Genomic DNA, 14,332 nt, shown 5'->3' with positions numbered 1-14,332 from the left:
CTGTGTAAAATAATTCCTCAAAGCTATTATTCCACAATGACTAAAAATAAAATCAAATATTCTGCGTAACTTAATTACATTTTGTGCCATTTTCCGCAAACGTCCGGAATTCTAATTCAAAATTCTTAATTAAAGCTGCTGTATTCCTCTTATTATTTTGGGAACAAGCTGCTTCTTTCTTGATACAACTCCGGGAAGATAAACAGCCTTATCACCTGTCTTTTCCATATCACCGTAAGCATTGTTTATAATGCTGTCTGCCATAGGGCCGCTGTAAATGAGCTCTGTGCTTTCGTCTGAGATATTTGTAAGCATAAACGCAATAAGCTGTATGCCCATTTCCGAAACAGCATGCTCCATGAACGGAATAACTCTCGCTTTTATCTCTGCAAGCTCTGCCGAATTGAAGGAATTTATCTGTCCTACACCAAAGCCTACGCCGTCCGAGGCAAACTTTTTGAAATCCTGATAGAATATTTCCTCAACGGTTTTATTCTTAAGATCACTTCCGGCACTGAACATATCCGTTCCGAATTTTTCAACATCTATTCCGGCAATTTCCGCAAGTCTGTAAGCTGTCTTTTTATCGAGCTCCGTACATGTCGGTGAACGGAAAATAAGTGTATCGGAAAGTATTGCCGCACAAAGAAGTCCTGCAATTTCTTTTGTTATCTCAACGCCGTTTTCATCATACATCTGTGTTATTATTGTAGCCGTACATCCGAGAGGCTGATTTCTGAAATAAACCGGATTTACCGTTTCTATTGCGGCTATCTTATGATGGTCGATTATTTCAAGCACATCTGCCTCTTCTATGCCTTCAACCGCCTGTGATTTCTCGTTATGGTCAACCATAATAACTTCCTTCTTCTTGAGATTGAGAAGACTTCTTCTTGAAATCATACCGTAATATTTTCCGTCCATATCTATTACAGGGAAGTTTCTGTAACGCTTATCACTCATTACCTTCTTTATTTCATCAACATAATCCTCTGTGTTAAACTGTATAAGATCTTCCGCATTTGTCATAAAATATCCAATGGGCATACTGTGGTTTATGAGTCTTGCGATTGTATAGGTGTCATAAGGCGTTGTTATTATAACGCAGTTTCTTTCAGCCGCAAGTCTTTTTATTGTATCGAAAATTTTCGTGTCCGAGCATACAATAAGTGCCGACGCATTCATCTCGATTGCACAAAGCTGTGAATCATATCTGTTTCCAAGTATAACAACATCGCCTTCTTCGGCAAACTCGCCCATAAGGTCAGGATTTGCCGCACCGATAAACACCTTGCCATGGTCAAAAACCTTGTTTTTGTCGCCTACAACAATCTGGCCGTCAAGCGTTTTTGCAATGCTTGCAAATGTTGTTTTTGCCTTTGAAATAATTCTGTTGTCATATACGTCCATTGTTGAATTGGCAATATCGCCCATTGTAACAAGACCTTTGAGCATACCGTTATCATCGGTTACGCAGAGAGAAACAATCTTTTCCTCTCGCATTATTTTGTAGGCCTCCTGAAGAGTCATTTCTTCATTGACGCCGTCTGTATATATCATATCCATGTCCTTGACCTGTGCGCCGACATATGCAACATAATTCGGCTCTTTTACGCCAAAGCTGTCAAGAACAAACTTTGTTTCACTGCTTATTCTTCCCGCTCTTCCGGCACAATAACCGCCACCCATAAGCTTATTTTTAAGCTCCGCATAAGCAATGGCAGAACAGATAGAATCCGTGTCCGGATTTCTGTGGCCTATAACAAGCGTATTTCTGCATGAATTAGATTTCAAATAAACCATCCTTTCAAGTGATTTTTCTATACTTTAAACTTATTTTTTTCTATTAACAATATAAACCGTTTAAATATTATAACAGTATAATCAACAATAGCAATATTTATTTTATGTTTATTTTTCGGAGCAATTTTACATAAAACAAAGCTGCCATTTTATGAATTAAACTTCATTAAAATAACAGCCTTAATTTCGAACTTATTTAAACAAATTTATGTATTATGCAAGAATCTTTACGATTTCCTCAACTGCCTTAGCCTCATCAACGCCTTCGGCCACAACCGTAATGTTGTCATCCTCTTTAATTGCAAGAGAAATTGTTCCCATTATGCTCTTTGCATTAATTCTCTTTTCATCTTCTTCAATACGAATATCACTTTTAAACTGTCCGGCACACTGTACTAAGTATGCAACCTGTCTTGTGTCAAGAGTGTTCTTTACTTTAATAGTTTTACTTACCAATTCCTTCACCCATTTCCTCTCTCAAAGAATCCGCAATTTCAGCTAATTTTCTCAATCTGTGATTAACACCGGACTTTCCCACTGCCGGATTAAGCATCTGACCAAGCTCCTTCAGACTTGCATCAGGATAATCCAGTCTTAGTGCCGCAATATCGCTCAGAGACTGCGGAAGCTGTGACAAATCCATTTTTGTAAGTATCAGTTCAATATCTTCAATCTGCTTCACAGCTGCATTTACTGTTTTGTTAAGGTTTGCGGTTTCGCAGTTAACCTTTCTGTTCACATTGTTACGCATATCCTTAAGTATTCTTACATTCTCAAGATCCATAAGAGCTTTATGCGCTTCCATTATATTCAAAAGGTCTACTATCTGCTCTCCCTCTTTCAGATAGACAACGAAATGCTCCTTACGTTTAACAATTTTTGCATCAAGCCCGAAAGAATTTATCAAATCCCTTAAGCTTTCACTGTACGGTTCATCCAAACACGCAAACTCAAGATGATACATTTTTTCCGGATCGGATATAGAACCCGATGCCAAAAATGCACCTCTTATATATGCTCTTTTGCAACACACACTGCTGACGACTGTTCTGTCTATTCTTCTGGCTGTTTTCTCCGCACCGTTTTCGGTGTACAGCAGACCACAGGCATTAAGAACCCTTCTGGCCTCTTCGTCATTATTTATAAAGAGCATATAAATTCTGTTTTTCTTAAGCTGACTATTACGCCTAATCAGAACTTCACTGTCTATATTAAAAGTTTTTTTAGTAATGTAAAGTACTTTCTGGCAGCGACCGGATTTTCTGTTTGTATTTTTACACAAAATTTATTGTGATTATCCGCAATATGTCCACACATATTCAATATTGCCGCAAGTTCTGCTATACTGCAATGTCTTGCATTTCCAAAATGATGGGACAACTCGCTTTTAACATTATATGAAAATGACAAATTTTCGTCCTCCCAACAAACTCTTCAACTTTAGCTTATTAGTAAAAATGTCAAAGCCTTTTGGTTTTGGAGTCTTTTTCTATATCGTTATGGCTGAGTATTACGCTGTGGTTTTTCATAAGCTTTGCATAAAGCTCATTTGCCAGCGTCACGGAACGATGCTTTCCGCCGGTGCAGCCGACCGCAATAACAAGCTGTGTTTTTCCCTCCGATATATATTTCGGAATAAGAAATTCGAGCATATCGACAAGCTTTTCAAGGAATATTTTGCTCTCGTCAAAGCTCATAACATAGGAAGATACGGGATCATCGTTGCCCGTAAGCTCTTTAAGCTCCGGAATATAATACGGATTCGGAAGAAAACGCACATCAAAAACCAAATCTGCATCCATCGGTATTCCGTATTTAAAACCGAAGGAGCATACCTTAATAATAAGGCTTTCAAACTTTGTATTTTCCCTGAATATTTTGTATATCTGTTCTCTGAGCTCTCTTGTCAATATACTGCTGGTATCAATAATATAGGTTGCCTTTTGTCTTACATCAGCCAGCATTGCTCTTTCTTTTTGTATTCCCGTTTCTATCGAACCGCCCTTTGAAAGCGGATGTGAACGTCTTGTTTCTTTATATCTTTTTATAAGCGTTGAATCCGAAGCGTCAAGGAAAAGTATCTCATAATCATAGCCTTCTGTTTTTAAATCCTCAAGACTTTTAAACAAATCCTTAAAAAGCTTTCCGCCTCGTATATCTATTCCCAATGCAACCTTATCAATAGAACCGTCCTGTTCAAAGCAAAGCTGAGAAAATTTTGTTATAAGTGCCGGCGGCAGATTGTCCACGCAAAAGAAATCCATATCCTCAAGGAATTTCAAAACCGTTGTTTTTCCTGCACCGGACATTCCGGTTACAATTACGAATTTCATATTATTTCCTCCTTTGCCTCTCGTATACGCCTTTTATGTTAAAGGTCCTTCCCCAATATTCTGACCTCAGGCTCAAGTTTAACTCCGAATTTATTATACACCGTTTCTATACAACCGTCCATAAGCGCAATTATATCGCTTGACGTTGCGTTTCCGATATTCACGACAAAGCCTGCATGCTTTTCGGAAACCTGTGCTCCGCCGACTGTTTTTCCCTTAAGTCCGCTATCTTCAATGAGCTTTCCGGCAAAATAGCCTTCCGGACGTTTAAATGTACTTCCGGCACTGGGATAGTTTAAAGGCTGTTTATCTCGTCTTCTTTTTGCAAAATCAGCCATTTTGTCGGTTATATTCTTCTTTATGCCTTTATTAAGGTTAAACATTGCTCCGACAACTATCATATTTTTTTCTGCTATAACCGAATGCCTGTAAGAAAGCTCAAGCTCGTCCTTTATAAGCCTATGTGTATTTCCTTCGCTGTCTATAACATCGGCATATTCAATAACGTCTTTAATTTCTCCGTCATATGCTCCGGCATTCATAAACACAGCTCCGCCGACCGTTCCCGGTATGCCGGAGGCAAACTCCAATCCTGTAAGCTCTTCATCTGCAGCTGCCGTTGCTAATGCAGAAAGCATAGCTCCTGCCTGTGCATATATTTTTGTGCCGTCGCACTTTATTTTGCTCATTTCATTTCCTATGTTAATGACTATTCCGTCAATGCCGCCGTCTTTAACAAGTATATTTGATCCGTTTCCGGTTATGATATACTGTTTATTATATTTTTTTGCAATATCTATCGCGCTGATTATATTTTCGGTGCTTTCCGCCTTTATGAATACCTCCGCCGGGCCGCCTGTTCTGAAGGATGTATGAAGACTCATCGGCTCATTAAGAAGAACTGTACCGCAAATATTTTTAAGCTCTTCTATATAATTTATTTCAGGTTGTTTTTCGGACAACACTTTCACCTCATTTCAAATTAAGTCTTTCGGCTATACTGCCGTAAGGTGTTTTTTCCATAATCTTCTGTCTGTGGTTAATTGCGGCAGATTCAATTATGACCGCAACATTACGTCCCGGTCTTAACGGGATTGTTTTACAAACTACTTTATTTCCGAGTATCTCTATATATTCCTCTTCAATACCTAATCTGTCATAATTATAATTCTGATCCCATTGTGTAAGTCTGACAACAATATCTATGTTCTGGCTTGTTTTTACCGAACCTGCACCAAAAAGCTCTCTTATATCAAGTATACCTATACCTCTTAACTCTATCAAATATCTTATAAGCTCAGGGCAGCTTCCCGTAAGAACTTTATGTGATATTCTTTTAATTTCTACCGCATCATCGGCAACAAGACGGTGACCACGTTTTACAAGCTCCAATGCCGCTTCACTTTTTCCTATACCGCTTTCGCCAATTATAAGAAGGCCAACGCCATAAACATCAACAAGTACTCCGTGCATTGTTATCTTTTCCGCAAATTCTGTATTGAGCCATCTTATTGCCTCACTGTAAAGCTCGGATGCACCGTAGCTTGTTCCGAAAATAGGCACGTTGTATTTTTCGGCAATGGCAAAGGTTTCGGAAAACGGAAGAAGTGATTTGCAGAAAACCATACAAGGAAAACGATAACTGAACAGCTTATCCAGTATTTCTATTCTTGTTTCCTTTGACTGGTTCTTCATATAAGTATGCTCTATTCGTCCGATAATCTGTATACGGGTATTGTCGAAATGGTCAAAAAAGCCCGTAAGCTGAAGTGCCGGACGGTTTACAAACTTCTGCTTCAGCATTCTTCCTTCTATATCTATATCATGTGTAAGATTTTCAAGTTCAAATTCATCCGTAAATTTCTTAAGAGGTATCTGTGTTTTACTCGACATATATCAACTCTCCTTATCATTATTTTGCATATGGAAAAACGCATACACATTTTCCGCAGCCTTTATTGTCATCTCCGGTATTTCAAGCAGTTCATCAACTTCCGCATTTCTTATTTTTTCTATATCTCCGAAATGCTGCATAAGCATTCTTCTTCTTTTAGGGCCAATTCCTTCTATATCGTCAAGTATAGAATGAACCTGTTTTTCGTTTCTAAGCTTTCTGTGGTACTCTATCGCAAAACGGTGAACCTCGTCCTGTATTCTGGTTATCAACTTAAAGCCTTCGGAATTTGTCGGCAGTTCTATTTCTTCTCCGTTATAGAGAAGTCCTCTTGTTCTGTGTCGGTCATCCTTTACCATTCCGCAAACCGGAATATATATGCCTACATTCTGCATAGCATTCTGTGCCGCAGTTATCTGTGTTTTTCCGCCGTCAACAAATATCATATCAGGCAGTCTTGCAAAGCTGCTTCCGAGCTTTTCTTCCTTCATTGAGTGCATAAGTCTTCTTGTTATTACCTCCTCCATTGAGGCAAAGTCGTTTGCGCCGATAACCGTTTTTATTTTAAACTTTCTGTAATCGCTGTTTTTGGCTCTTCCGTTTTCAAAAACAACCATTGAGCCTACCGATTCAAAGCCCTGTGTATTGGAAATATCGTAGGATTCTATTCTGTACGGTATTCTTTCTATACCGAGAGCATTTTTAATTTCTTCGAGAGCACCTATTGTTTCACGCTGTTCTTTTTTTATTCTTTCGCCGATTCTTTCAAAGGTTATTGCCGCATTCTGTGCCGCAAGCTGAACCATTTTGTGCTTTTCGCCCTTCTGAGGAACGGTTATTATAACCTTTGAGCCTCGCATATTTTCCAAAAGCTCCTCGATAACCGGCTCTTCCTCTTCAAGCAGAGGTTCCTCCAATATAAGCTCCTTCGGAATATACGCCGTTCCGCTGTAAAACTGCTTTACAAACTCCGTCATTATTCCGCTTCGGTCTATATAATCCGGCGCATTGATAAGGAAATGCTCTCGTCCAGAAAGCTTTCCGCCTCGTATAAAAAACACCTGCACAAGTGCCTCGTCCATGGCTCTGGAAAAAGCAATTACATCGCTGTCGCCTATGCCGGTATTGCTTATTCTCTGCTTTTCCATTATCTTTTTGATGCCGTTTATTTTATCTCTTGTGGCGGCCGCCTTTTCAAAATCCAGCTCATCCGAGGCGGCATACATTATTCCTTCAAGATATTTTATTATATAGTCATATTTTCCTTCAAGCACCGCTATTGCCTCGTCAACAACCTTGCGGTATTCCTCTGCCGAAACAAGACTGTCGCAGGGTGCAAGGCACTGGCCGATATGGTGGTTAAGGCAAGGTCTTTCCCTTCCTATTTCCTTCGGAAGGCTTTTCCGGCATTTTCTTATTGGAAAAAGCTTGTGGATTATATCAACGGTTTCTCTTGCCGCCGTAACATCGGTAATAGGCCCGAAATATCTGTTTTTATCCTTAACATATTTACGGGTTATAAATATTCTCGGATATTCTTCGGCTATCGTCACCTTTATATAAGGATATGTCTTGTCGTCCTTGAGCATTACGTTGTACTTCGGACGGTGCTCCTTTATAAGGTTGCACTCAAGCAGAAGTGCCTCCATTTCCGATGCGGTAACAATATACTCAAAATACGCAATATGCGACACCATTGCCGCTACCTTAGGCGATTTGTTTTTGCTGTTTTGGAAATACTGGCGTACTCTGTTTTTGAGATTTATTGCTTTTCCTACATATATAATTTCGTCTGTATCGGAGTGCATTATATACACACCAGGTTTATCCGGAAGTTTTTTCAGTTCTTCACTAAAATCAAACATATGTCCACCTTAATTTGTGTGTTGAATTTATTTATACATCTTTTGATTATACCATAAATACACTTATAATGAACACCTTTAGGAGTTACTTTTTTAATGAGCAAAAAATCCATATTACAAGGTGCGGCAATACTGACAGCCGCAAATCTTATAACTCGTTTAATGGGATTTTTCAACAGAGTATACATGGTTGACGCAATCGGTGTTGAAGGTATGGGACTGTATCAGCTTGTCATGCCCATATATCTGCTTAGCTGGAGCATAACAAGCTCCGGTTTTTCTACAGCCGTTTCAAGAATAACAGCGGCAGAAAATGCAAAGCACTATGTCAACCGAATAAACAAAACCGTCTGCACCTCTGTTGTAATTTGTATTTTCATAAGCCTTATCGTATCGGCGGCAATGTTTTTCGGAGCAGACATAATAGCGGCAGACATAATGAAGGAACCAAGAACAGTCATATCAATACAAATACTTGCCTTCGCCGTTCCGTTCATGGCTGTCGGTTCATGTATGCGTGGATATTTCTACGGTCTGCAAAAGCATATATATCCGGCAATTTCGCAGGTATTTGAGCAGGCTGTTCGTATCTCCTGCATAACAGTACTTGCTCCGATGTTCATAAACAAAGGCCTGGAATACGCCTGTGCCGCCGCAGTTATCGGTGTGCTCACCGGAGAGGCTCTCTCCTTTGCACTTACGGCAGTCTGCTATAAGCTGACATCAAAGTACAGCACAATAAGAAAAGGCGACAGCATAACCTTCGGAAAAGCCGCACTTATGATAATATCCATGGCTCTTCCGCTTTCCGGCTCAAGAATAACCGCATCTGCACTATCTGCCGCAGAAAACATACTTATACCTCAAAAGCTTGTGCTTTTCGGTATGTCCTCAACCGAGGCAATGGAGGCCTTCGGAAATCTGACAGGTATGGCACTTCCGCTTATACAGCTTCCATCGTCATTTCTTGTTGCCGTATCTGCCGCATTGATTCCCGAGATAAGTGCCGGACAGGCGGCAGGACATAACCGTCATACCGCATATGTAACATCGCAGAGCCTTAAGCTGACCATAGCGGCGGCAATAGGCTTTACTGCCGTATTCATGCTTTTTCCTGAAAAAATATGTATGCTTGTTTACGGAAACAATGAACTTGGTAAGCTGCTTATACGGCTTGCGATAATGTGTCCGTTTATGTATGTACATATAACTCTTGCCGGAATATTAAACGGTCTTGGCTGTCACAGCTTTATATTTGTTTCAAACATAATAGCGTCAGTAATAAATCTGATATTCATATATTTTGTTATGCCGATATATGGCATAGACGCCTTTATAATCGGAATGACCGTCGGTATGCTTATAACAACTGTTATGGGAATACATGAAATCAAAAAGCAGATACCTTCATTGGTATTTTATCCAAAGGACATTTTTATTCCGCTCTCCTGTGCGGTTCTTTCCTTCCCGGTAATAAGATTTATATACAGCTGTTTTGATGATTTAAGCATAATTCCGTTCATATGTCTTTTCTGTATAATGTATACCGTTCTGCTTATTTTTTCGGGAATAATCAGTATAACCGAGCTGAAAGAACTTATATATAAGAAAAAATGAGCCAAATGACTCATTTTTTCTTTATTTCATATCATATTTCTTTTTTAATTCTTCAAGCTTTATCTTGTAGCTGTCGTTAATAAGCACTGTCGGACTTTTACCTACTCCGAGTGTACTGTTCCACTGCGGTGCGTCTTTTTTCAATTCATCTTTTATTTCTGTCTGCCAGTCGTGCATAAGCTTGTCAAATTCCTGCTGATATTCAATACACCAACCCATAGGTTATTCCTCCGATCAAATTTCGCTTAATATTTCCTTCTTCTTTTCTGCATATTCCTCGGCTGTAATAAGACCTTTATCGTACATATTTTTAAGTTTAGTAAGTCTTATCTCCTGAGATGAGCTGTCCGTATAATCATTGTCATCATCAATAATTATTTCCGAGCTTGTTATACCCTTTTTGCCAAAGGTATTTATTCCGTTTGTAACCGTTATAGCAACGGCAATAGCCGTCCAGAATATTCCAAAAGCACCGAACTGCGGAATTACAAGAAACAAGCCTATAAGACAAAATACAATTCCAACCGCAAAACCCATTGCCGACTGCGTTTTGCCCGGTTTAACACGGATATTTTTGCTCATATGCAGACCTCCTTATTTTCTCTTAGAATTTATTATACCAAGGATTATTCCGATAATAAACATAATTACGGAAACAACAAGATACACATACGTTTTATTCACAATAAAGGACATAAGAAATCCTATTCCGGTATACACCGCAAGATTGCTGAAAAGCTTCATTAGCTTACTCTCCTTAAAGTTTTTTGAAAAAATATTGATTTTCCTTTTTCGAATAATGCGTTTCTATTCCGAACAGCTCGCCAAGCACACCTTTTTCATATATTTCCTTAGGCGTACCCATGCTGATAAGCCTTCCGTCCTTCATAGCCATTATTCTGTCGGAATAGGTCATTGCCAGATTAAGATCATGTATAACCATTATAACAGTTTTTCCGCTCTTCTGCATCCTTTTAATTAAATTCATAAGCTCAAGCTGATAATTTATGTCCAAAAAGGTGACCGGCTCGTCCATATAAACAATTTTTGTATTCTGTGCAATGAGCATAGCTATATATGCTTTCTGCTGTTGGCCGCCCGAAAGCTCCGAAAGACTTTCGTCCGCAAACTCCGAAACTCCGGCAGTCTGCATAGCCTCTTCAACTATCTGTCTGTCTTCATCGGTATATCTTCTCGGATAGCCGAGATAAGGAAATCTTCCGTGGTAAACCAACGCTCTTACGGTGAGCACTCCCGGACTTTTCTGCTGTGAAAGCACCGATATAAGCTTTGCACGCTTTTTTCCTTCCATACTGTGGACATCTTCACCGTCAACGGTGACATTTCCGCTAATTGGCTTCATTAATCCAGAAGCTATTTCCAACAATGTTGATTTTCCACAGCCATTTGCTCCGACTATCGAAATTATCTCTCCTGTTTTTATTTCCGCATTTATATCAAACAAAACCTGCTTTCTGCCATAACCGCCACATAGGTTTTCAAGCCTTATCACCATGTTTACCTCCTTTCTTTTTCATTATAAGATATATAAAAAAGGGCACACCTATATATGAAATAACTATTCCAAGCTGTATTTCATAGGGTGCAAACAGCACTCTTGAAAGCAAATCGCAAAATGTAACAAATGCTCCTCCCAAAAACGCTGATGCAGTAATAAGTCTTCTGCTTCCGCTTTTTACAAAAAAACGGACAATATGCGGAACAATAAGCCCAACAAAGCTCAACAGACCGGAAAAGCTGACTGCCGCTCCGGCAAGCATTGCCGCAGTAATCAGCATAATAAAACGTATCAGCTTTACATTCATACCAAGGCTTTTGGCTGTTTTATCACCGAGAGCAAGTATATCCAGCTCATTGCTGAAAATAATAGCCAATGCAATTCCTACCAATATATAAATCCATGCCGGAGTCAGCTTTCCGAAGGTTATTCCGGCAACACTTCCGACCTTAAAGCTGTTGGACGCCGTAAGTGCATCAGGAAAAAATGTTGTTATTGTATTTATTCCGGCATTGAGAAGATTTCCGACAGCAATACCCGCAAGCACAAGTGTTATTTTAGACGCTCCGTTTTTTCTCGCTATTATGTATACTGCTCCGACCGTCAACATTGCTCCGATAAATGCTGCCGTCGGTATAAGCGAAAATTTGTTGGGAAACAACGCCATGGCAAGCACCGCAAAAAATCCTGCTCCCGAATTGATTCCGATTATGCTCGGTGCCGCAAGTGGATTTTCCAATATAGATTGTATTTCAACACCGGAAACAGCCAATGCCGCTCCGGCAAGCACCGATGCTACTACTCTCGGAAGTCTAACTGCATATATTATTCTGCTGTTTGTGGAGTCATCATTATCGATCAATGCTTTGAAAAAATCTGAAACCGGTATCCTTGTTGCACCAAGGCATACACCGAGCAAAATCGACATTATCAAAGCGACAATGCAAATCGTAATAAATATAAGCTCTTTTTTATTCTTCTCCGTAGAGATAGTCTGCGAGTATTTCATAGCTTTCACCCCATCTCGCATTGGGTTTGTAATGGAAAAGTGCCTTATCCAATACTATATATCTTCCGTTCTTAACCGCTGAAAGCTCATTCCACGCCGGATTTGACTCCACCTCTGTTTTAAGATATTCAATAGCCGCCTCTTCCGACGAGCCCATTGTTGTTACAAAAATAAAATCCGGATCCTGTTTTATTATTTCTTCCATGCTTAAGTCCTCAAGCAAAGACGGCTGTAAATCCGCAATATTGGTTGCTCCGAGATCGGCAAGCATTTTTCCTGTCATGCTTGTACTGTCCTTTGCCTTTGCTCCTGTCGAAAAGGCTCTTATATAAAGCACCTTGGGTGATTCTTTTCCCTTTGTGGACTCTATAACTTCATTTATTTTATTCTGCACCTCAATGCCGTTCTTTTCATAAAGGTCTTCTCTTCCTGTTATGGTTGTAAGAATGTTAAGCATATCGAGGTAATCCTCAAATGTATTTACACTGAAATACGCTGTGTTTATTCCGGCTGAATTAAGTGTATCGTAAAGCTCAACATGTTCCTTTGTATTGGCCGAAAGAATTACAAAATCGGGATTCATTGAAATTATTGTTTCCGCCGATGGACTGTTAAGTGTTCCAACGCTCGATATACCGTCTGGTATATCAGTTCTGTTTTCATCATAAGCGTCGTCCGTAACTCCGGCAAGCTCACCGCCGGCAAGAAGCCATGTTTCCGCAAAGCTTCCCATACAGGCAATGGTTGTCTTCGGATTGTTCACCGTTACACTGTGTCCCAGTGCATCAGTAAAAGTAACATCTCCGGTCTCACTTGCAGTTTTCGTTGTTTCTTCCACAACCTGTTCATTATTTTTGCTGTTATCTGCCGAACAGCCGGAAAGCATTGATACGGCTAACACTCCGGCGGCAAGCATATATAAATATTTCTTCATAACTTTTCCTTTCTTAATTAAAAAATTATTCGCTTTTAAAGCAGTTTCGCTATTTATTTTAACTTAAAAAAGGTTATATAGCTATAATATATATTTTGTTGTATATATATAATTATAATTAATTATTATAATAAGTATTAATATACATATATTGTTATAAAAATTCACCTAATTTATTGATTTAAAAAAACAGTTATAGTATACTAAATTTTATGTAATTTTACATAACAACTTTATATAATAAATGCAAGAAAGGAGCACTGCAAAATGAGCTTTGTAAATGAACAGAATATTCCCTCACCCGAAGAAGTGAAGGACATCGTCCCCTTCCCCAGACATCTTGCGGGAGTATGGACAAAGCGTGATGCTGAGCTTAAAGAAATTCTCGCAGGAAAAAGCGACAAATTTATCGTAATTGTCGGTCCCTGCTCAGCAAGTGATGAAGACGCAGTATGCGATTACATCTCAAGACTCGCAAAAATAAACGAGGATGTTAAGGAAAAACTTTTTATCATTCCTCGTATATATACAAACAAACCCAGAACAACAGGCGACGGCTATAAAGGCATGCTTCATCAGCCCGATCCCGAAAAGGCTACAAACATATACGAAGGCGTACTTGCCTTAAGAAAAATGCACATTCGTGCCGTTTCCGAATCACATCTTACTTCTGCCGATGAAATGCTTTATCCCGAAAACCTTGTTTATATCAGCGATGTTCTCGGATATATCGCAGTAGGCGCTCGTTCGGTTGAAAACCAGCAGCACAGACTTGTTGCCAGCGGCATCGACCAGCCCGTAGGCATGAAAAATCCTACAAGCGGCGACTTCTCCGTAATGCTCAACTCAATCCATGCGGCTCACCATGAGCATGTATTCCTCTATCGTGACCATGAGGTTTCAACAAGCGGAAATCCTTATGCCCATGCAATCGTCAGAGGTTCCGTTGACAAATATGGAAAGGCATATGCAAACTATCATTATGAGGACTTAATCACACTTGCCGAAGAATACTATGACAGAAAGCTTGTAAATCCGGCTATAATCTGTGATACAAACCATTCAAATTCAGGCAAGAAGTTCTATGAACAGCCTCGTATTGTTGCTGAAATTCTTCATAACAGAACACAGAACAACGACATCAAGAACCTTGTAAAAGGTGTAATGATCGAAAGCTTTATCGAAGAAGGCAACTGCAAGCCCGAAAACCACATCTACGGAAAATCAATAACAGATGCATGTCTTGGCTGGAACGACACAGAAAAACTTATCCATTACATTGCCGAGCATTGCTGATAAAAATGCTTACACTACGGACAAACTAATCGGTTTGTCCGTATTTTTTGCGTAAAAAAGCA

The 14,332-nt window shown here is 39.5% G+C and carries 14 protein-coding genes and 1 pseudogene; 2 read left to right on the top strand and 13 right to left on the bottom strand.

Annotated features, from left to right (window positions below):
- Positions 1 to 129: 129 nt before the first annotated feature.
- From KQI66_RS02690 to uvrC, 7 genes and pseudogenes are all read right to left on the bottom strand, one after another.
- The gene (locus tag KQI66_RS02690) at positions 130 to 1,794 is read right to left on the bottom strand and encodes a putative manganese-dependent inorganic diphosphatase (protein WP_253287635.1); all 1,665 of its coding nucleotides are present in this window, start codon (positions 1,792 to 1,794) and stop codon (positions 130 to 132) included.
- Between the two features lie 222 nt (positions 1,795 to 2,016).
- Positions 2,017 to 2,268, bottom strand: coding sequence for an HPr family phosphocarrier protein (locus KQI66_RS02685; protein WP_330654975.1), 252 nt, complete (start codon positions 2,266 to 2,268; stop codon positions 2,017 to 2,019).
- Positions 2,249 to 3,213 (bottom strand): annotated as a pseudogene (gene whiA / locus KQI66_RS02680) (DNA-binding protein WhiA). Before whiA ends, KQI66_RS02685 begins: the two are co-directional and overlap by 20 nt.
- Before the next feature lie 50 nt (positions 3,214 to 3,263).
- Positions 3,264 to 4,136, bottom strand: coding sequence for an RNase adapter RapZ (gene rapZ / locus KQI66_RS02675; protein WP_216427148.1), 873 nt, complete (start codon positions 4,134 to 4,136; stop codon positions 3,264 to 3,266).
- 38 nt (positions 4,137 to 4,174) lie between these two features.
- Entirely contained in the window at positions 4,175 to 5,101 is a 927-nt protein-coding gene (gene murB, locus KQI66_RS02670; RefSeq protein WP_442859970.1) for a UDP-N-acetylmuramate dehydrogenase, read from the bottom strand.
- Between the two features lie 7 nt (positions 5,102 to 5,108).
- A complete protein-coding gene (gene hprK / locus KQI66_RS02665) occupies positions 5,109 to 6,029 on the bottom strand; it encodes an HPr(Ser) kinase/phosphatase (RefSeq protein ID WP_216427147.1) in 921 nt (306 codons plus the stop codon).
- 3 nt (positions 6,030 to 6,032) lie between these two features.
- Positions 6,033 to 7,895, bottom strand: a complete 1,863-nt coding sequence (gene uvrC / locus KQI66_RS02660; protein WP_216427146.1) for an excinuclease ABC subunit UvrC — start codon at positions 7,893 to 7,895, stop codon at positions 6,033 to 6,035.
- 96 nt (positions 7,896 to 7,991) lie between these two features.
- On the opposite strand from uvrC, the gene KQI66_RS02655 reads away from it, so the two are divergent.
- On the top strand, positions 7,992 to 9,512 hold the full coding sequence (locus tag KQI66_RS02655) for a putative polysaccharide biosynthesis protein (RefSeq protein WP_216427145.1): 1,521 nt from the start codon (positions 7,992 to 7,994) through the stop codon (positions 9,510 to 9,512).
- Positions 9,513 to 9,533: 21 nt separating this feature from the next.
- Here KQI66_RS02655 and KQI66_RS02650 read toward each other — a convergent pair whose 3' ends face one another.
- Genes KQI66_RS02650 through KQI66_RS02625 form a run of 6 tightly spaced genes read right to left on the bottom strand, consistent with a single transcriptional unit; the run spans position 9,534 to position 12,974 of the window.
- Entirely contained in the window at positions 9,534 to 9,731 is a 198-nt protein-coding gene (locus KQI66_RS02650; RefSeq protein ID WP_216427144.1) for a hypothetical protein, read from the bottom strand.
- A gap of 15 nt (positions 9,732 to 9,746) precedes the next feature.
- Entirely contained in the window at positions 9,747 to 10,094 is a 348-nt protein-coding gene (locus KQI66_RS02645) for an SHOCT domain-containing protein (RefSeq protein ID WP_216427143.1), read from the bottom strand.
- A gap of 12 nt (positions 10,095 to 10,106) precedes the next feature.
- Positions 10,107 to 10,256, bottom strand: coding sequence for a hypothetical protein (locus tag KQI66_RS02640; RefSeq protein WP_216427142.1), 150 nt, complete (start codon positions 10,254 to 10,256; stop codon positions 10,107 to 10,109).
- Between the two features lie 13 nt (positions 10,257 to 10,269).
- Complete coding sequence (locus tag KQI66_RS02635; protein WP_216427141.1) at positions 10,270 to 11,028, bottom strand: ABC transporter ATP-binding protein; 759 nt, start codon at positions 11,026 to 11,028, stop codon at positions 10,270 to 10,272.
- Positions 11,012 to 12,040: a FecCD family ABC transporter permease gene (locus KQI66_RS02630; protein ID WP_216427140.1), complete on the bottom strand. Its 1,029-nt coding sequence runs from the start codon at positions 12,038 to 12,040 to the stop codon at positions 11,012 to 11,014. Before KQI66_RS02630 ends, KQI66_RS02635 begins: the two co-directional genes overlap by 17 nt.
- A complete protein-coding gene (locus KQI66_RS02625; RefSeq protein WP_216427139.1) occupies positions 12,003 to 12,974 on the bottom strand; it encodes an ABC transporter substrate-binding protein in 972 nt (323 codons plus the stop codon). The genes KQI66_RS02630 and KQI66_RS02625 overlap by 38 nt, the downstream gene beginning before the upstream one ends.
- Positions 12,975 to 13,241: 267 nt before the next feature.
- Between KQI66_RS02625 and KQI66_RS02620 the strand changes: the two genes are divergently transcribed.
- Positions 13,242 to 14,270 (top strand): 3-deoxy-7-phosphoheptulonate synthase, encoded by a 1,029-nt coding sequence (locus tag KQI66_RS02620; RefSeq protein WP_216427138.1) that lies wholly within the window; start codon positions 13,242 to 13,244, stop codon positions 14,268 to 14,270.
- Positions 14,271 to 14,332 lie beyond the last annotated feature (62 nt).

This window comes from Anaerotignum sp. MSJ-24 (assembly GCF_018918145.1).
Taxonomy (GTDB): Bacteria; Bacillota; Clostridia; order Lachnospirales; family Anaerotignaceae; genus Metalachnospira.
This window is presented reverse-complemented; position numbering and strand designations above follow the sequence as displayed.